The organism is Marinobacterium rhizophilum, assembly GCF_024397915.1.
Taxonomy (GTDB): domain Bacteria; phylum Pseudomonadota; class Gammaproteobacteria; order Pseudomonadales; family Balneatricaceae; genus Marinobacterium_A; species Marinobacterium_A rhizophilum_A.
Window position 1 is genome coordinate 4602251 of record NZ_CP073347.1, and the last position, 17174, is coordinate 4619424.

Sequence of the window (17174 nt, forward strand, 5' to 3'; positions counted from 1 at the left end):
CATGAAACTGATTCGAAAACCCTTTGTCTTCATGCGTCACGGTGAAACGGCGCTGAACCGCGAACAGCGTATCTGCGGCTTTACCGATGTGCCGCTGAACACGCGCGGGGAAAACCAGGCGCTGGACGCGCAACCCCTGCTGCTGGGTGACTGGAGCTGCGTCGCGACCAGCGCGCTGCAGCGGGCGCAGCGTACCGCGAGCCTTGCAGTGCCCCGGCACGAGGCGCTGATCTTGCCCGGCCTGAACGAGCGCCACTGGGGCGTGCTGGAAGGGGCGCCCCTGTCGCAGCTGCTGCCCTACGCCAGTACTCCGGCCGGTGGCGAGAGCTGGGATGAATTCAGTCGGCGGGTGCTGAGCGCGCTCAACGGGCTGCTGGAAGAATACCCGCTGCCGCTGGTGGTGGCGCACTCGGGCGTCTACCGCGTGATCCGCGATGCCATTACCGGTACACCGGACGGGCCACGCATAGAAAACGCCCGCCCGGTACGGCTAAACCCGGCCGACAACGCCGCCGGCTGGACGCTGGAACCGTTTGAAAACAACGCTGTAGAGAACGGCGAATAATTACCCGGGCGGCGTCCAAGCTGGCTGGGACATGCAACTTTTTGAAAAGGAACTGGTAAATGACTGACACGGTCATCGTGGATGTGGACGGAACCCTGGCGGAATTCGATCCGGCGCGGGTAGCGGACTGGGTGCTGGGGGATACCAAGCAGTGGACACCGTTTTTTGAGCACATGGCGGGGGCTCCGGTGATCGATGCGGTGCGTCGCCTGGTACGGATGCTGAAGGCACAGGGGCAGATGATCGTGATCTGCAGTGGCCGGCCGGCTTCTTACAGTGCAGAAACCGAGGCCTGGCTGATCCGTAACGAGGTGCCATTCGATGCGCTTTACCTGCGCGGCGAAGGGGACGATGCCGTCTGCGACGAGGATGTAAAGTCACGGTTGCTGGCGCAGATGCGGGCCGACGGTTTCAGCCCCTGGCTGGTGCTGGATGACCGCTCGGCGGTGGTGGCGCGCTGGCGCGAGATGGGGCTGACCTGCCTGCAGTGCGCTCCGGGCGACTTCTAACCTTGCAACATCGCAAGCGCGGCCGCGGCGCTTGCGATCTCACCTCTGTATCAGTTTTCCGTGTGCTGCGCTGACTGCGCCGGGGCGTTTTTAAGAAACAGCACGATCATCAGGATCAGGCCAACCAGCACGGTAATGGACGACAACGCCAGCAGGGGTTCGAGCAACTGGGCATCCAGTATCTTGCCGTACATCAGGAACAGCGACACCAGCAGCACAAGGGAGCCAATCTGATGCAGGCAGAACTGCAGAATGGCCAGGGCGCCACGGCTGTTGTGAAGCCAGAGCCGGTGCATCACGCCATAGATAAATGACAGCACGAAACCCAGCAGCATGATGTGGGCATGGGTCACCATCTGGCCGTGGTCGTGGGAGGCGGCCATGAAAATGCCCAGAACCAGGCCGAGAGTGGCATAGGCCAGGGCACAGCTTATATGTTGTCTGTCCATCGAGGTCTCTCCTGGAGTGGGCCCTCAGACGGTCAGCAGCAGCGGGTCGTTGTGACCGGGGCGCCAGTCAGTATAGAACGCCCAAAGGATGCGGGAGCCAATCAGAACCGTACGCGGGCCATGGAGGCCCGCGGATTGTTGCTACAGGTACTGTTGCCGGGGCGCCGCTCAGGCCTGCGTGAGTTCACCACACAGTGGTTGCCCCAGGGCACTGTGCAGCGCATCGCCGCTGATGCCGTTGGCGATCAGCACATGCAGCTTGGCAAAAGCGGCTTCCAGGGTGAGGTCGCTGCCGGGTATCACGCCGATGCGGTTCAGGGTGGCACCGGTGGCATAGGTGCCCTGGCTGACGCCGCCGCGGGCGCACTGGGTAATGTTCAGCAGGGTGATGCCGCGCTGGCTGGCATTCTCCAGCACCTGCATCAGCGCCTGGTTGGCATCCGGCGGATTGCCGGCACCGTAGGTCTGCAGTACCAGGGCGCGGATCCCGGGCCCTGTCAGAATAGCCTCGGCGATGTGCGCGCCTATGCCGGGGTAGAGCGGCAGCACCGCCACGGCATCGGCATCAAAGGGCGCCAGGCGAAAACCGGGCGTACCGGCTGCCAGCAGCAACTGCGGCTGCAGTTCGAAGTCGATGCCCACGCGCCCAAGCCAGGGAAAGTTGGGGGAGTCGAAGGCATCAAAGCCCGAGCTGCTGACCTTGACGCTGCGATTGCCCCGCAGCAGGCGGCCGTTGAAGCAGATGCAGACCTCGCAGATGGCGGGGTTGGCCGCCAGCAGCATGGCGGTCACCAGGTTGTCCAGGGCATCGTTGCGCAGCTGGGCCAGCGGGATCTGCGAGCCGGTCAGGATCACCGGCTTGTTGATGCCATCAAGCATGAACGACAGCGCCGAAGCGCTGTAGGCCAGGGTGTCGGTGCCGTGCAAAAGCACGAAACCGGCATAGTCGTTCCAGTGCTGGGCCAGGGCCTGGGCCATCTGCAGCCAGTTGTCCGGTGTCAGGTTGGCACTGTCGATCAGCTGCTCGAACTCGATCAGGTCGTAGGCCGGCAGCTGGCCGCAGGCACGGCTGTCGAGCAGGCTTACGAGCTGATCATGAAACCCTGGCATGGGTACATAACCGTCTATCGAGGGCTGCATGCCGATGGTACCGCCGGTATAGATGACCAGTATGCGGCGGCTCATGCGACATCTGCCCGCGGCGCCAGCATGGACTGGGGGCTCAGCAGCAGGTCCAGCTGGGCTTCGTCCAGCAAGCCCTCGGCAATGACCAGCTCGCGGACGGTGGAACCGGAGTTCAGAGCGACGGAGGCAATGCGCGACGAATTGGCGTAACCGATATGGGGCACCAGGGCGGTGATGATGCCGATGCTGTTGTCCACATGGCGGGCGCACTGCTCGCGGTTGGCCTGGATACCGCTGATGCAGCGGTTTTGCAGCATGCTGCAGGCTGAGCCCAGCATCTTCATGGAGTTGAGCAGGTTGTAGACGATCAGGGGCTCCATGGCGTTGAGCTGCAGCTGGCCCGCTTCGGCGGCCAGGGTCACGGCCAGGTCGCTGGCGATAACCTGGTACACGGTCTGGTTAACGGCTTCGGGAATCACCGGGTTGACCTTGCCGGGCATGATGGACGAGCCCGGCTGCATCGCCGGCAGCATGATTTCGCCAAGGCCGGTGCGCGGGCCACTGGACAGCAGGCGCAGGTCATTGCACATCTTGCCCAGCTTGACCGCAAAGCGCTTCAGTATGCCGGAGAAGAACACGAAGGCCCCCATGTCGGACGTGGCCTCCACCAGGTGGGCGGCCGAGACGATGGGCAGGCCGGAAATTTCTGCCAGGCGGCGCACGGCCAGGGCCTGGTAGCGCGCAGGCGCATTGATGCCGGTGCCGATGGCGGTGCCGCCCAGGTTGACTTCGCACAGCAGGGCGCAGGCTTCGTTGATGCGGTCGATATCCTCACCCAGGTTCACGGCAAAGCCTTCGAATTCCTGGCCCAGGGTCATGGGCACGGCATCCTGCAGCTGGGTGCGGCCCATTTTCACCACATCGGCGAATTCCAGCGCCTTGGCGGACAGCGCCAGGTTCAGGTTCTGGATGGCGTCGATCAGCGGGCGGGCGGCAAACTGCACCGCCACGCACACCGCCGTCGGGTAGGCGTCGTTGGTGGACTGGGAGCGGTTAACGTCATCATTGGGGTGCAGGAACTGGTACTGGCCCTTGCCGTGGCCGAGCTTGTCCAGTGCCAGGTTGGCGATGACCTCGTTGGCATTCATGTTGGTGGACGTACCGGCGCCGCCCTGGATCAGGTCAACCACAAACTGGTCGTGCAGCTTGCCGGCAATGATGTCGTCGCAGGCGGCGATGATGGCCTGGGCCCTGGCGGCGGGCAGCACGCCGATGTCGCGGTTGGCGCCGGCCGCCGCGGATTTCACCATGGCCAGCGCCTGGATGAATTCGGGGAAATGGCTGATGGGTACGCCGGTAATATTGAAGTTGTCCAGCGCACGCTGGGTCTGGATGCCAAACCAGGCCTGGGCCGGAATTTCCATATCGCCAAGCAAGTCGTGTTCGGTACGTGTGTTCATGGCAGTGCAAGACCTTCAGAAAAAAGGCAACAGGAAGCCCGTGGAAGACACAGCATCCACGGGCCAGCAGGAATCAAACAGGGTGGGGCAAAAAGGAGGCCAGGCGGGGGCGCAGGTCCCCCGGGGTATTCGCTTAGTTTGTGCGTGCGGCAGCCGCGGCGATAGCCTGGTCTACCCGGGCACGGTCTTCGGGCTCAATTTCCCAGGCCGCCGGATCAATGTTCATGTCGGCGAACTTGCTGGCATCGAAAACGGGCTGCTCGATGCCGGCGCTGATCTGGCCGTCAAAGTCACGCATGATGCGCAGGCCCGGCTTGAACAGCATCATCAGGGCGATCAGGTTGGCCACGGCCAGGAAGCCCATGGTGACATCGGCGAAGGCGAACACGGTGCTCAGGTCCGTGGTCGCACCCCAGCAGACCAGGCCGATGATGGCGACCCGGAAACCGTTGTACAGGTTCTGGTTGTCGGTGTTGAAAAAATTGATGCTGTTCTCGCCCAGGTAGTAGTTGTACAGGATGGTGCTGAAACCAAACAGCAGCAGTGCAACGCTGACGAAGCTGCGGCCCCATTCACCCACGTGATCGGCCAGGGACGACTGGGTCAGGGCAACGCCACCGATATCACCCAGGGTTGCCGGGTCATAGATGCCGCTGAGCAGAATGATAAAGGCCGTGGCCGAGCAGATAACCAGGGTGTCGATAAAGACCGAGAAAGACTGCACGATGCCCTGGTTGGCCGGGTGCGGCACGTAGGCGACCGCCGCCACGTTGGGCGCGCTGCCGAGTCCTGCCTCGTTGGAGAACAGGCCGCGCTTCACGCCCATCATGATGGCCGCGCCGATGCCGCCGCCCACAGCCTGTTCAAGGCCAAAGGCACTCTTGACGATCAGCATGAAGACATCGGGAATGCGGTCGATATTCATGCCCAGTACCACCAGGGCAATCAGGATATAGCCGCCCGCCATTACGGGGACCAGTACTTCGGCCACCTTGGCGATACGCTTGACGCCGCCAAAGATGATCAGGCCAACGATCATGGCCAGGCCGATGCCGGAGTAAAACACGGGAATGCTGAAGGCATCTTCAAAGGAGGTTGCAACGGCGTAGGACTGCAGCGCGGTAAAGCCGAAACCGAAGGTCAGCAGCAGCAGTACGGAGTACAGGCTGGCGAGCCATTTCCAGTTGGCGCCAAGGCCCTTGGCAATATAAAAGGCCGGTCCGCCACGGTAAGTGCCGTCCGGCTCCGCCTGCTTGTAGGCCTGGGCCAGGGTGCACTCGAGATAGCTGGTGGCCATGCCCATCAGGCCGACCATCCACATCCAGAAGATGGCGCCGGGGCCACCCAGGGTAATGGCGACGGCGACACCGGCGATGTTACCGCCACCGACGCGGCCGGCGACGGAGAGCATCAGGGCCTGGAATGAACTCAGGTGGCCATGCTTGTCTTTCCTGAATGCCTGGCTGGCACCCAGAATGCGGAACATGCGACCGAAATAGCGGAACTGCACGAAGCGCGACGCGAGGGTAAAACCGATGCCGACCGCGATCAGCAATACGATCAGTACCTTGCCCCAGAGAATGTCGTTGAGTAAATCTAGCATTGGCTGTCTCCGCCGTTTTTCTTATGTGTAAAGCTCGATATTAAAACAGGCTTCAATGACGCTTAGAATTTGACGCTCTGAATGTTTTTGGCGCACTATGATGCGTTGTATCGGAATAAACTGCGCCAGACTGCATCAGTTATGCCGTAATGAGGCCAGAATGGGGTGCCAGAAGTGGAAAATTACTGATGAGTGAGGATTTTTCGCGCAACCTGCGGCTGTTGTGCAGCTATTACAAGTCGATTGCCGAGGTCTGCAGGAAGCTGGAAATCAACAGGCCCCAGTTCAACCGCTACCTGAGTGGCCGCTACAAACCCTCGGCCAGCACGCTGCGCCGCTTCTGCGAGTTCTTCGGCGTGGATGAGCATGAAATACTGCTGCCCCATAGCCAGTTCGAGCGCCTGGTGCGGGTGCGTCCCCGCGGTCGCATTGATGCCCCGGCCCAGGTCGAAAGCGAGCATCTGGCCCGGCTGGCTGGGCTGGGCAACGCCGGTCTGGAGCGCTACCTGGGGTACTACTTCGAGTACTACCTGTCGATGGCACGCCCGGGCCAGCTGTTGCGCACCCTGGTGTGCCTGGAACAGCGCGGCGAGCAGGTGTACTACCAGCGCACCGAGCGCATGGAGGCGCACCCCGGTGACCGGCCCAGCCACAATCGTTACCTGGGCATGGCCTACTTTCTGACCGATCGCATTTTCATGGTGGATTACGAGTCCCTCAACAGCCACGAGATGACCCAGACCATCCTGTTTCCCAGCTTCAAGAACCGCATTTCCCGCCTCACGGGTCTGAAGATCGGCGTGTCTGACAACAGTGAACGCATGCCCTGCTGCGCCCGGGTGCTGTTCGAATACCTGGGGCCGGAGGTGAGTGTGCGCAAGGCGCTGGCACTGTGCGGTGTTTATGCGCTGGACTCGCCCCAGATCGATGCCTCGATTCGTGATGCGGTCCAGAATGACATGAGTCCCGGCGAGTGGCACTTCAGGGCGCGTTACTGAGCGGCATTCGCTGCGGCGTTACATCAGCGCTTTTCAGTGCAATGCAGTTCAGTGCAGTTTAGAGCAGCTAAGAGCCGTTCAGTGCAGTTCTGTGCGCTCTTTCGTCAGAATGCTGTCGGCGTCGAGCTCGCGTAGTGGCACCCGTGGGCTGCGCGGAATATCACCGCTTGGCTGCAGCGTGCGGTTATGGAGAGTCGGGGGGGCGCAGCGCTTTTCAGTGCAATGCAGCTCAGTTCAGAGCAGCTAAGAGCCGTTCAGTGCAGTTCTGTGCGCTCTTTCGTCAGAATGCTGTCGGCGTCGAGCTCGCGTAGCGGCACCCGTGGGCTGCGCGGAATATCACCGCTTATCTGTAAAGCGCACAGGTAGAGAGTCGGGGGACGCAGCGCTTTTCGGTGCAATGCAGGTCAGAGCCGCTCAGTGCAGTTCTGTGCGCTCTTTCGCCAAAATGCCGTCCGCATCAAGATCTCGCAGTGGAACTCGGGGATTGCGCGGAATGTCGCCGCTCATCTGTAAGGCGCACAGGTAGAGAGTCGGGGGGCGCAGCGCTTTTCGGGGCAATGCAGGCCAGCTCAGTGCAGTTCTGTGCGCTCTTTCGCCAGAATGTCGTCGGCATCAAGGTCTCGCAGTGGAACCCGGGCATTGCGCGGAATGTCGCCGCTCATCTGTAAGGCGCACAGGTAGAGAGTCGGGGGGCGCAGCGCTTTTCGGTGCAATGCAGGTCAGAGCCGCTCAGTGCAGTTCTGTGCGCTCTTTCGTCAGAATGCTGTCGGCGTCGAGCTCGCGTAGCGGCACCCTTGGGCTGCGCGGAATGTCGCCGCTCATCTGTAAAGCGCACAGGTAGAGAGTCGGGGGGGCGCAGCGCTTTTCGGTGCAATGCAGCTAAGAGCCGTTCAGTGCAGTTCTGTGCGCTCTTTCGTCAGAATGCTGTCGGCGTCGAGCTCGCGTAGCGGCACCCGTGGGCTGCGCGGAATGTCGCCGCTCATCTGTAAAGCAAGGTAACGGGTGGCGCATACCCGCAGGAACGAGGTGAAGTTGCCCAGGTCATGACCGGCATCGATGGACTCGTGGTACAGCCGTGTGATCATCTGCGGCACGTTCATGTCATCGCGCTGTGCCACCTCTTCCAGAATGCTCCAGAAGCAGTTTTCCAGCCGCACGCTGGTGACCATGCCGTCGATGCGCAGTGAGCGGGTGGAACTGATCCAGAGTTCGGGATCGGCCTGTATAAAGAGTTTGCACATGTCAGTGTCTCCGCCGTTCGCCTTGCGTCCGGGCGACAGTGTAGCGCACCGGGCGAGCGCCGGTGCGCGCGGGCGGCTCGGGCGCTTAGCCGTTGTTTAGCAGCGCCATGAACTGGGCCAGCCAGGCGGGATGTGCCGGCCAGGCCGGGGCTGTGACCAGGTTGCCGTCGGTGATGGCGGCGTCGATGGCAATATCGGCGTATTCGCCACCGGCCTGTTCCACCTCCGGGCGGCAGGCGGGGTAGGCCGAGCAGGCACGGCCCTTGATCACGCCGGCGGCACTGAGCAGCTGGGCGCCGTGGCACACGGCAGCAACGGGCTTGTTACTGCTGAAAAAGTGCCGCACCATGGCCAGCACCTCGGGGTTGAGGCGCAGGTACTCCGGTGCCCGGCCACCGGGAATCACCAGGGCGTCGTAGTCGTTGACATCAACGGCATCGAAGCTGGCGTTTAGACTGAAGTTGTGGCCGCGCTTTTCGGTGTAGGTCTGGTCACCCTCGAAGTCGTGAATCGCCGTGGCGATGCTGTCGCCGGCCTTTTTGCCGGGGCAGACGGCATCCACCTGGTGGCCAACCGCCAGCAAGGTCTGGAAGGGCACCATGGTTTCGTAGTCTTCGGTGAAGTCGCCGGTGATCATGAGGATTTTTTTATTGTTCACGGGGTTCGTCCTGCTGCTGGATTTAAGGAGTCCCATTTGTAACAGCGCCGGCGCCCGGGGTGGTATTAGCTGGGTACTACAGCCAGGCTGCAGACGCCTGCCTGGGCACGCTCATGCCAACAGGGCGGTCCACATTGCCCGCAGTCGTTCTGCTGGTGGCTCTATGCATGGCCCTGCCTGGAGGGAAAGAGCGCACCGAATTTTTCCATCTTTTGCAGGGCGTTGCCTTTGGGTGACAGTACTGCATTTCCATCAGCTTTAATGACTCGGTACACGGCATTACTGGCCAGGGCGGATATCGCCATGCGGTCAAGGTGGGAAGGGCCAAGCCGCTGACGTTTTTTTGATCGGCCCTGCATTGGTCGGGCGAGCCTTCTGTGGCACTGCTTTACGGGACAGAGCGCGCCGAATTTTTGTTCTCCTTTTTCTGAGTCTTGCTCCGGCGCCCTGGATGCTGAACGAAATTTGATCGCAGACGCATTGGTTGAATAGCTTGGCTGTGGCACTGCTTTACAGGACAGAGCGCGCCGAATTTTTCCATCTTTTGCAGGGCGTTGTCTTTGGGTGACGGTACTGCATTTCCATCAGCTGTAATGACTCGGTACACACCATTGCTGACCGCGGCGGATTTCGTCATGCGGCCAAGGTGGGGAGGGCCAAGCCGCTGACGTTTTTTTGATCGGCCCTGATTGGTCGGGCGAGCCTTCTGTGGCATAATGTGCGCCGAATTTTTGTTCTCCTTTTGCAGAACCTAGCCCTCGGGTCGCGGACTCTGCATTTCCATCAGCTTTAATTACTCGGTACACACCATTGCTGACAACTGCGAATATCACCATGCAGTTTGGCGCCAAGCCGCTGTTTGAAAATGTCTCCGTCAAGTTTGGCGACGGCAATCGCTACGGCCTGATCGGCGCCAACGGCTGTGGCAAGTCCACCTTCATGAAGATCCTCGGCGGCGATCTCGATCCGTCCAGCGGCAACGTTTCCAAGGACCCGAACGAGCGCATCGGCAAACTGCGCCAGGACCAGTTCGCCTACGAAGAGTTCAGCGTGGTGGATACCGTGATCATGGGTCACGATGACCTGTGGAAGATCAAGGCGGCGCGCGATGCCATTTATGCCAAGCCCGAGATGACCGAGGAAGACGGCATCCTGGCCGGTCATCTGGAGGCGGATTTCGCCGAGATGGATGGCTACACGGCTGAGTCCCGCGCCGGCGAGCTGCTGCTGGGCGTCGGCATTCCGGTGGAACAGCATTTCGGCCCGATGAGCGAAATCGCCCCGGGCTGGAAGCTGCGTGTGCTGCTGGCCCAGGTGCTGTTCTCGGATCCCGACATCATGCTGCTCGACGAGCCGACCAACAACCTGGATATCAACACCATCCGCTGGCTGGAAACGGTGCTCAACGAGCGCAACTGCACCATGATCATCATTTCCCATGACCGTCACTTCCTGAACAGTGTCTGCACCCACATGGCGGACCTGGACTACGGCGAGCTGCGCCTGTACCCCGGCACCTATGACGAGTACATGACCGCCGCAACCCAGGTACGCGAGCGCCAGCAGAGCGACAATGCCAAGAAAAAGGCCCAGATCGCCGACCTCAAGGCCTTTGTCAGCCGTTTCTCGGCCAACGCCTCCAAGTCGAAGCAGGCAACCTCCCGTGCCAAGCAGATCGACAAGATCAAGATTGAAGAGATCAAGCCATCCAGCCGGCAGAATCCCTATATCATCTTTGATCAGGACAAGAAGCTGCACCGTACCGCGCTGGAAGTGGAAGGCCTGGCCAAGCGCTTTGATGAAGAGCTGTTCTCGGGCTTCAACCTGCACATCAATGTGGGCGAGCGCATTGCCATCATCGGCCCCAACGGTATTGGCAAGTCCACCCTGCTGAAATGCCTGATGGGCGAGCTGGAGCCCAGCGCCGGTACCATCAAGTGGTCCGAGAACAGCCAGCTGGGCTATTACGCCCAGGATCATGCGGCGGATTTCGAGGAAAAAGTCACGCTGATCGACTGGATGTCCCAGTGGGGCCAGAAGGGCGATGACGAGCAGATTATCCGTGGTACCCTCGGCCGCCTGCTGTTTTCCCAGAACGACATCAACAAGAGTGTGAAGGTCATCTCCGGTGGTGAGCAGGGTCGCATGCTGTTCGGCAAGCTGATGCTGCAGCGCCCCAATATCATGCTGCTGGACGAGCCGACCAACCACTTGGACATGGAGTCCATCGAGTCGCTCAACCTGGCGCTGGAAAACTACCCCGGCACCCTGCTGTTTGTCAGCCATGACCGCGAGTTCGTCTCCTCGCTTGCGACCCGCATTATCGAGCTGACGCCCACCGGCATCGTCGATTTCCACGGCAGCTACGAAGACTACCTGCGCAGCCAGGGTATCTAACTAAAAGTTGCGATAGCAGATGGCGCTGTGCAGCAGGGCCCGGTGTATCCGCGAGGATTCCCGGGCCCTGTTTCGTTGCGGCTCTGTTATTCTTGGCGCGGGAACGAAGGGGGCCGGGACGCGGTCATCTGATGAGTGTGCTTTCGCGCGCAAATCCCGTTGGCAACACAACCGCAGGTTCGCCTGCAGCCCGTACCACTACAACCTGGAGGTCGCCTCATGGCGTTCAACACACTGACACCCGAAGAGCAGCATGTTATTCAGGACAAGGGCACGGAGCGGCCCTTTACCGGCCAATTCAACGAGCACTTCGAAAATGGCCTCTACCTGTGCAAGCAGTGTGATGCACCGCTGTACCGCTCGGAACACAAGTTTCCCTCCCACTGCGGCTGGCCGAGTTTTGATGACGAAATCGAGGGCGCCGTGGCGCGTCATGTGGATGCTGACGGTCGCCGTACCGAAATCGTCTGTGCCCACTGTGGTGGTCACCTGGGGCATGTATTCGAAGGCGAAATGCAGACGGCGAAGAACATCCGTCACTGCGTAAACTCCATCTCCATGAACTTTGTCAGCGCCGAGGAACTGGCCCGCGAAGGTGGCTGCGAGCTGAAAAAAGCCTACTTTGCCGGCGGCTGCTTCTGGGGGGTCGAGCACCTGCTGCAGCAGGCGCCGGGTGTGGAGTCCGTGGTGTCGGGCTACATGGGCGGGCCTTCGGAAAACCCGACCTACACCCAGGTCTGCAGCAAGACCAGCGGGCACCTGGAAGTGGTCGAGGTCAGCTATGATGCCGCTCAGGTGAGCTACGAGACCCTGGCCAAGCTGTTTTTCGAGATTCATGACCCGACCCAGCGTGGCGGCCAGGGGCCAGACCTGGGACCGCAGTACGCATCGGCCATTTTCGTGGCGGACGATGAGGAACGTGCCACAGTCGACCGGCTGATCGACGTTCTCAGGGGCAAGGGGATGGATGTCGTTACCAGCGTGCTGCCCATGGCACCGTTCTGGCGTGCCGAGGAATACCACCAGGATTACTACGCGAAAACCGGCAAGGCACCTTACTGCCACCGCTACGAAAAGAAATTCTGAGGGGCTGGCGCCTTCGGGGCCGGGCTGCGGTTTGCTTGCTGCCCAGCGCCGCCGGTGCCTGCAGGCCGGAATCCGCACAGGGCAGGGATGCAAGTGCGGGCCAGCCGTGGCGCGGCTTTGAAAATAAGCAGTTGACGCGGAATTACCACCATGTATAATCCAGCCTTACCTGAAAGTACGACCTATATTTATGCACACATTTTCGATGTCCTGTTTTAGAACTTCGTCCTGTTTTTCATAAGTAAGCGCCACTTTTAGTCCAAAGACCTTGCTTCTAAGGTCATTAAATTACTCTTGAATTATCAGGAAATACATTATGTCTACTACTACCGGCACCGTAAAATGGTTCAACGAAGCTAAAGGTTTTGGTTTCATCGAACAGGAATCTGGTCCTGACGTTTTCGCTCACTTCCGTGCGATCACTGGTTCTGGCTTCAAGACTCTGGTCGAAGGCCAGAAAGTTGAGTTCACAGTTACTCAGGGCCAGAAAGGTCCTCAGGCTGAGAACATCGTAATTCTGTAAATCAGAATCACGACTGGCATCCTAGCAATATGATGCCACCCTCGACTCGCTGAGTTGAGCGATAAGAAAGGCGAACCCTTAGGGATTCGCCTTTTTTTGTGGGCGCTCGAAAATTTTGGTTATTGGTTATTGGTTATTGGTAAATAGTCATTGGTCATTCGTAAGAGGTAAAAACAGCCGTAAGCCGTAAGCCGTAAGCTTAGAGCTGACAGCTGCAGGCTGATAGCATTGTTAATCACGAATCACGAATCACGAATCACGAATCACGAATCACGAATCACGAATCACCTCGCCGCAGCCAGCAAAAAGCCCGCAGTCGCGGGCTTTGTCGATCGCAGTCCCGCGCCGGGGTTAGCCGTTCATCTTCAGCTCGATCTGCTGACGCTCCCGTTCTTCATCCGCCAGGGTTTTCTTCGGCAGTACCTGGTTCAGCAGGATGGACACGAAGGCCGCCACCACGATGGGCGAGCCGCCCACCACCAGCTTCAGCATTTCGGGAAACTGTTCGATGGCATCCGGCACCGCGTAGATCCCCATGCTGAGCGCCAGTGCCAGGCTGACGATGGTGACATTGCGCGATGACATCTCTTCCTTGGTGATCAGCTTGATGCCGGTCATGGTGATCATGCCGAACACGATGATGGTGGCGCCGCCCAGCACCGGAAACGGAATGGTGGTGATCAGGGCGCCGAACTTGGGAATAAAGCCCGCCACCAGCATAAAGCCCGCCGCCAGTGCCAGCACAAAACGGCTGATGACCTTGGTCATGGCGACGATGCCGACGTTCTGGCTGTAGGACGCCGTCGGCAGGGCGCCAAAGAAGGACCCCAGCAGGGTACAGGCACCGTTGCCCAGCAGGCCGCCGCTGAGTTCCCGGTCGGACAGCTCGCGATTCATCGCCCCCACCGTCGTGGCCGACAGGTCACCGATGGTCTGCACCGAGTTGATCACGCAGATGATCACCATGGAGATAATGGCGGCGGCATGAAATTCCAGTTCGAACTGCATGGGGCTCGGTGCCGTGAACCAGGGCGCGGCGGCTATGGGGCTGAAATCCACCAGGCCGCAGAACACGGACAATACATAGCCTACGGCGATGCCGCAGATGATGGAGGCCAGCTGCAAAAAGCCCCGGGCAAAGTGGGAGATACCCAGCACCACCAGCAGGGTAATGATGGCGATGCCCCAGTTCAGCAGTGAGCCGCGACTGCTGCTGGCCACGCCGCCGGCCATGTAGTTGATGGCGATATCGTACAGCGACAGGCCAATCACCAGCACCACGGTGCCGGCCACCACGGGGGTGAAGAGGCCGCGGATGTGCCGGATGCCAAGTGCCACCAGCATCATGGCGATGCCGCCGGCCACCTGGGCGCCGAGAATGCCGCTGATGCCGTACTGGGCGCCAATGGCGGTGAGCGTGGGCACATAGGCGAAGCCCACGCCAAAGATGGCGGGCAGGCGCGCGCCCATGCGGCCGATGCAATACAGCTGCAGCAGGGTGGAAATGCCGGAGGCGATCAGGGCGATCTGGATCAGCGCCATCTTTTCATCCAGCGGGGCGTTGACCGCACCAACGACAATAATGGGCACGGTGACGGTGCCCATCATCATGGCCAGGATGTGTTGCAGCGAAAGCGGCAGGGCCTTGAGGAGTGGCGGCCGGCCGTAGAAATCGAACAGGGAGGAACTGCGGGTACGGGTATTCATGAAGGGCCCCTGGAAGGTCATCAATGTCGAGCGGGCTGGGTGCGTCGGCTAGGCCGCGGCAAAGCTCGCACCGGTTAGGTCGCCTGTGGCGGCATGGGCGGGATGCCTGATGAAGTTCCGGGGGTACGCTTTCCTGCTGTGCTCTTTCATGCTGTTTCTCTGGAGTCAGGCGCAGCCGTGGCCGTGCCATTGTTATTGTTGGCGTCCCCGCATGCTCGGGGCAGCGTTATGCTGGAGCAGCTGCAGGCCGGCTAGCCTGAGTCTGCGGCGTCGAAATGCCTCGGGGTCGTATTGTATACATTTTTGTTGTTGTATTTACAAATTTAAAATTATGTTTTTGTAATTATGTTTTGGTTTTATTGGGTACATTTCTCGGGGGTGGCCGCGCTGTTGAACGGTTCCGCGCCGGTACAGTGCCTGTCCGGACGCCGCTCTGACGCATCCCGCCGGCTCTGGTAAACTTGCCGCCTGGTGTGCCCGCAAGCGGGTGCCTTGATTCCCAGCTGCAGCGAAACCACGATGACAAAACCGACACTCTGTATTGGCCTGAACAACCCCAAGAGCCCCACCAACGTGGGGGCCGTGATGCGTGCGGCGGGCTGTTTCGGCGCGGATGCGGTGTTCTATACCGGCGAGCGCTACCCGCGGGCAAAGAAGTTTCATACCGACACCAAGCAGGCCAGTCAGAACATCCCGCTCAGCGCCGTGGATTCGCTGCTGGATGCGGTGCCCGATAATGCGGCCATCGTCTGCGTGGAGCTGGTTGAAGGGGCGCAGTCCCTCGCCGACTTTGTGCACCCGCCGAACGCCTTCTATATCTTCGGCCCGGAAGACGGCAGCCTGAGCCAGGCGCTGGTGGATCGCGCCCAGGCGGTGGTCTATATCCCCACGGTGGGCTGCCTCAACCTGGCGGCCACGGTGAACGTGGTGCTGTACGACCGGCTGGCCAAGTCCGCCGGCGCCCGGCAGGGGGATGAACTGATTCGCAGCAGCCGCGATCGCAATAACCGGGTCAGGGTGAAGGCCGCCACCGGGGTGCATGACGCCGGCTGAGCCGGGGCGTTAACCTTCAAATAGCGCACCGCGTGCAGGGTATTCGCCGCCGCAATGCAGTAAAATGCCGCCTTTACTATAACCAAGTAACTCTGAAACCCCTGAGGCAGGATTGCGCTACAGCGCCGTCATGCGGCCGCATTGCACGCAGCTGCGATCTGCGTCACGGGTTACTGCTTTTCGGAATTTTGCACATGATTCGCCTGACCAACATCCAGCTACCGCTGGACCACGATGACGCCGCACTCACCAACGCCATTCTGTCCAGGCTGCAGATCAGCGCGGATCAGCTGCAAAGCTTTGAAGTACACCGTCGTGGCTACGATGCCCGCAAGAAGTCCAGCATTGTGCTGATCTACACCCTGGATGTGCAGACCACGCAGGACGAAGCCCTGCTGGAGAAATTTGCCGGGGATCAGCTGGTCAAGGCCACGCCGGACATGGCCTACAGTTTCGTGGCCCAGGCGCCGGAGGCGCTGGCCGAACGGCCGGTGATCATCGGCTTTGGCCCCTGCGGCCTGCTGGCCGGCCTGGTGCTGGCGCAGATGGGCTACAGGCCCATTATCCTGGAGCGCGGCAAGGAAGTGCGCGAGCGCACCAAGGATACCTTCGGGTTCTGGCGCAAGAAGGTACTTAATACCGAATCCAACGTGCAGTTTGGCGAGGGCGGTGCCGGCACCTTTTCCGACGGCAAGCTCTACAGCCAGATCAAGGACCCGAAGCACTACGGTCGCAAGGTACTGAGCGAATTTGTCGCCGCCGGCGCGCCGGATGAAATCATGTTTGTCAGCAAGCCCCATATCGGCACCTTCCGGCTGGTGTCCATGGTGGAGAAAATGCGCGCCAGCATTATCGAGCTCGGCGGCGAGATCCGTTTCAGCGCCCGGGTGGATGACCTGCATATCGAAGATGGCCAGGTCACCGGCTTGACCCTGGCCGGCGGCGAGCAGATCAAGTCCCGTCATATCGGCCTGGCGGTGGGGCACAGTGCCCGGGACACCTTCCAGATGCTGTACGACAAGCAGGTCTACATGGAAGCCAAACCGTTCTCGGTGGGCTTTCGCATCGAGCACCCGCAGTCCCTGATCGACGAAGCCCGTTTTGGCGACAACGCCGGCAACGAGATTCTCGGCGCCGCCGACTACAAGCTGGTGCACCACTGCAAGAATGGCCGTTCCGTTTACAGCTTCTGCATGTGCCCGGGCGGCACCGTGGTGGCGGCGACCTCGGAAGAGAACCGCGTGGTTACCAACGGCATGAGCCAGTATTCGCGCAACGAGCGCAATGCCAACAGCGCCGTGGTGGTGGGTATAGATCCGTCGGACTACCCGGGCCATCCGCTGGCGGGCGTCGACTTCCAGCGCCAGCTTGAAAGCCTCGCCTTTGAGCTCGGCGGCTCCAACTACGATGCGCCGGCGCAGAAGGTCGGGGATTTCCTCAAGGGCGTTTCGTCCGAGCAGCTGGGCAGCGTGGAATCCTCGTTCAAGCCCGGCATCCGGCTGACGGACCTGTCCGCGGCGCTGCCGGACTTCTGCATCGAGGCACTGCGCGAGGCGATTCCGGCGTTCAACCGCAAGATTCGCGGCTTTGCGCTGGAGGATGCCATCCTCACCGGTATTGAAACCCGCACTTCGTCGCCGGTGAACATCAAGCGCGGCGATGACCTGCAGAGCCTCAATACCCGCGGGCTTTACCCGGCGGGCGAGGGTGCGGGCTATGCCGGCGGTATCATGTCTGCCGCCATCGATGGCATTCGCATCGCCGAAGCCATGGCGCTCAGCATCAATAACAGCCAGTAGC

15 protein-coding genes are annotated in these 17174 nt (G+C 60.6%); 8 read left to right on the forward strand and 7 right to left on the reverse strand.

Annotated features, from left to right (window positions below; translation table 11 throughout):
• The first annotated feature begins 1 nt into the window (after nucleotide 1).
• On the forward strand, nucleotides 2–565 hold the full coding sequence (locus tag KDW95_RS20820) for a histidine phosphatase family protein (protein WP_255853680.1): 564 nt from the start codon (nucleotides 2–4) through the stop codon (nucleotides 563–565).
• Nucleotides 566–624: 59 nt separating this feature from the next.
• Nucleotides 625–1074: a phosphatase domain-containing protein gene (locus KDW95_RS20825; RefSeq protein WP_255853681.1), complete on the forward strand. Its 450-nt coding sequence runs from the start codon at nucleotides 625–627 to the stop codon at nucleotides 1072–1074.
• Between the two features lie 50 nt (nucleotides 1075–1124).
• On the opposite strand, the gene KDW95_RS20830 is transcribed toward KDW95_RS20825, so the two are convergent.
• The 4 genes from KDW95_RS20830 to KDW95_RS20845 all read right to left on the reverse strand — a co-directional run bounded on the left by KDW95_RS20830 (nucleotide 1125) and on the right by KDW95_RS20845 (nucleotide 5711).
• Nucleotides 1125–1523: a TonB-dependent receptor gene (locus tag KDW95_RS20830; protein WP_255853682.1), complete on the reverse strand. Its 399-nt coding sequence runs from the start codon at nucleotides 1521–1523 to the stop codon at nucleotides 1125–1127.
• 168 nt (nucleotides 1524–1691) lie between these two features.
• Nucleotides 1692–2708, reverse strand: coding sequence for an asparaginase domain-containing protein (locus KDW95_RS20835; protein WP_255853683.1), 1017 nt, complete (start codon nucleotides 2706–2708; stop codon nucleotides 1692–1694).
• Nucleotides 2705–4108: an aspartate ammonia-lyase gene (locus tag KDW95_RS20840; protein ID WP_255853684.1), complete on the reverse strand. Its 1404-nt coding sequence runs from the start codon at nucleotides 4106–4108 to the stop codon at nucleotides 2705–2707. The genes KDW95_RS20835 and KDW95_RS20840 overlap by 4 nt, the downstream gene beginning before the upstream one ends.
• A 133-nt stretch (nucleotides 4109–4241) precedes the next feature.
• Nucleotides 4242–5711 (reverse strand): alanine/glycine:cation symporter family protein, encoded by a 1470-nt coding sequence (locus KDW95_RS20845; RefSeq protein WP_255853685.1) that lies wholly within the window; start codon nucleotides 5709–5711, stop codon nucleotides 4242–4244.
• Nucleotides 5712–5899: 188 nt separating this feature from the next.
• Here KDW95_RS20845 and KDW95_RS20850 point away from each other — a divergent pair, with 188 nt between their 5' ends.
• Nucleotides 5900–6709: a helix-turn-helix transcriptional regulator gene (locus tag KDW95_RS20850; protein WP_255853686.1), complete on the forward strand. Its 810-nt coding sequence runs from the start codon at nucleotides 5900–5902 to the stop codon at nucleotides 6707–6709.
• An 890-nt stretch (nucleotides 6710–7599) separates the two neighbouring features.
• Here KDW95_RS20850 and KDW95_RS20855 read toward each other — a convergent pair.
• Together KDW95_RS20855 and KDW95_RS20860 are read right to left on the reverse strand one after the other, a co-directional pair.
• A complete protein-coding gene (locus KDW95_RS20855) occupies nucleotides 7600–7950 on the reverse strand; it encodes a ribbon-helix-helix domain-containing protein (RefSeq protein ID WP_255853687.1) in 351 nt (116 codons plus the stop codon).
• Between the two features lie 85 nt (nucleotides 7951–8035).
• Nucleotides 8036–8608, reverse strand: coding sequence for a DJ-1/PfpI family protein (locus KDW95_RS20860; protein WP_304941569.1), 573 nt, complete (start codon nucleotides 8606–8608; stop codon nucleotides 8036–8038).
• 810 nt (nucleotides 8609–9418) lie between these two features.
• Here KDW95_RS20860 and KDW95_RS20865 point away from each other — a divergent pair.
• The 3 genes from KDW95_RS20865 (at nucleotide 9419) to KDW95_RS20875 (ending at nucleotide 12614) form a co-directional block, all read left to right on the forward strand.
• Nucleotides 9419–11005 carry an ABC-F family ATPase gene (locus KDW95_RS20865; RefSeq protein WP_255853688.1) on the forward strand — a complete coding sequence of 529 codons (1587 nt, stop codon included), beginning with the start codon at nucleotides 9419–9421 and terminating at the stop codon, nucleotides 11003–11005.
• Nucleotides 11006–11224: 219 nt separating this feature from the next.
• The gene (locus KDW95_RS20870) at nucleotides 11225–12091 is read left to right on the forward strand and encodes a bifunctional methionine sulfoxide reductase B/A protein (protein WP_255853689.1); all 867 of its coding nucleotides are present in this window, start codon (nucleotides 11225–11227) and stop codon (nucleotides 12089–12091) included.
• 316 nt (nucleotides 12092–12407) lie between these two features.
• Nucleotides 12408–12614: a cold-shock protein gene (locus KDW95_RS20875; protein ID WP_020683157.1), complete on the forward strand. Its 207-nt coding sequence runs from the start codon at nucleotides 12408–12410 to the stop codon at nucleotides 12612–12614.
• 351 nt (nucleotides 12615–12965) lie between these two features.
• Here KDW95_RS20875 and KDW95_RS20880 read toward each other — a convergent pair whose 3' ends face one another.
• The gene (locus KDW95_RS20880; RefSeq protein WP_255853690.1) at nucleotides 12966–14321 is read right to left on the reverse strand and encodes a uracil-xanthine permease family protein; all 1356 of its coding nucleotides are present in this window, start codon (nucleotides 14319–14321) and stop codon (nucleotides 12966–12968) included.
• Nucleotides 14322–14840: 519 nt separating this feature from the next.
• On the opposite strand from KDW95_RS20880, the gene KDW95_RS20885 reads away from it, so the two are divergent.
• The gene (locus tag KDW95_RS20885; protein ID WP_255853691.1) at nucleotides 14841–15374 is read left to right on the forward strand and encodes an RNA methyltransferase; all 534 of its coding nucleotides are present in this window, start codon (nucleotides 14841–14843) and stop codon (nucleotides 15372–15374) included.
• A gap of 194 nt (nucleotides 15375–15568) precedes the next feature.
• A complete protein-coding gene (locus tag KDW95_RS20890) occupies nucleotides 15569–17173 on the forward strand; it encodes an NAD(P)/FAD-dependent oxidoreductase (protein ID WP_255853692.1) in 1605 nt (534 codons plus the stop codon).
• The last annotated feature ends 1 nt before the right edge of the window (nucleotide 17174 follow it).

What these genes read in the sequence shown, in the direction of transcription:
- KDW95_RS20870 (WP_255853689.1), top strand. Translation starts at nt 11,225, where the DNA reads ATGGCGTTCAACACACTGACACCCGAAGAGCAGCATGTTATTCAGGAC.
- KDW95_RS20820 (WP_255853680.1), top strand. Translation starts at nt 2, where the DNA reads ATGAAACTGATTCGAAAACCCTTTGTCTTCATGCGTCACGGTGAAACG.
- KDW95_RS20825 (WP_255853681.1), top strand. Translation starts at nt 625, where the DNA reads ATGACTGACACGGTCATCGTGGATGTGGACGGAACCCTGGCGGAATTC.
- KDW95_RS20855 (WP_255853687.1), bottom strand. Translation starts at nt 7,950, where the DNA reads ATGTGCAAACTCTTTATACAGGCCGATCCCGAACTCTGGATCAGTTCC.
- KDW95_RS20835 (WP_255853683.1), bottom strand. Translation starts at nt 2,708, where the DNA reads ATGAGCCGCCGCATACTGGTCATCTATACCGGCGGTACCATCGGCATG.
- KDW95_RS20875 (WP_020683157.1), top strand. Translation starts at nt 12,408, where the DNA reads ATGTCTACTACTACCGGCACCGTAAAATGGTTCAACGAAGCTAAAGGT.
- KDW95_RS20880 (WP_255853690.1), bottom strand. Translation starts at nt 14,321, where the DNA reads ATGAATACCCGTACCCGCAGTTCCTCCCTGTTCGATTTCTACGGCCGG.
- KDW95_RS20830 (WP_255853682.1), bottom strand. Translation starts at nt 1,523, where the DNA reads ATGGACAGACAACATATAAGCTGTGCCCTGGCCTATGCCACTCTCGGC.
- KDW95_RS20890 (WP_255853692.1), top strand. Translation starts at nt 15,569, where the DNA reads ATGATTCGCCTGACCAACATCCAGCTACCGCTGGACCACGATGACGCC.
- KDW95_RS20845 (WP_255853685.1), bottom strand. Translation starts at nt 5,711, where the DNA reads ATGCTAGATTTACTCAACGACATTCTCTGGGGCAAGGTACTGATCGTA.
- KDW95_RS20850 (WP_255853686.1), top strand. Translation starts at nt 5,900, where the DNA reads ATGAGTGAGGATTTTTCGCGCAACCTGCGGCTGTTGTGCAGCTATTAC.
- KDW95_RS20885 (WP_255853691.1), top strand. Translation starts at nt 14,841, where the DNA reads ATGACAAAACCGACACTCTGTATTGGCCTGAACAACCCCAAGAGCCCC.
- KDW95_RS20840 (WP_255853684.1), bottom strand. Translation starts at nt 4,108, where the DNA reads ATGAACACACGTACCGAACACGACTTGCTTGGCGATATGGAAATTCCG.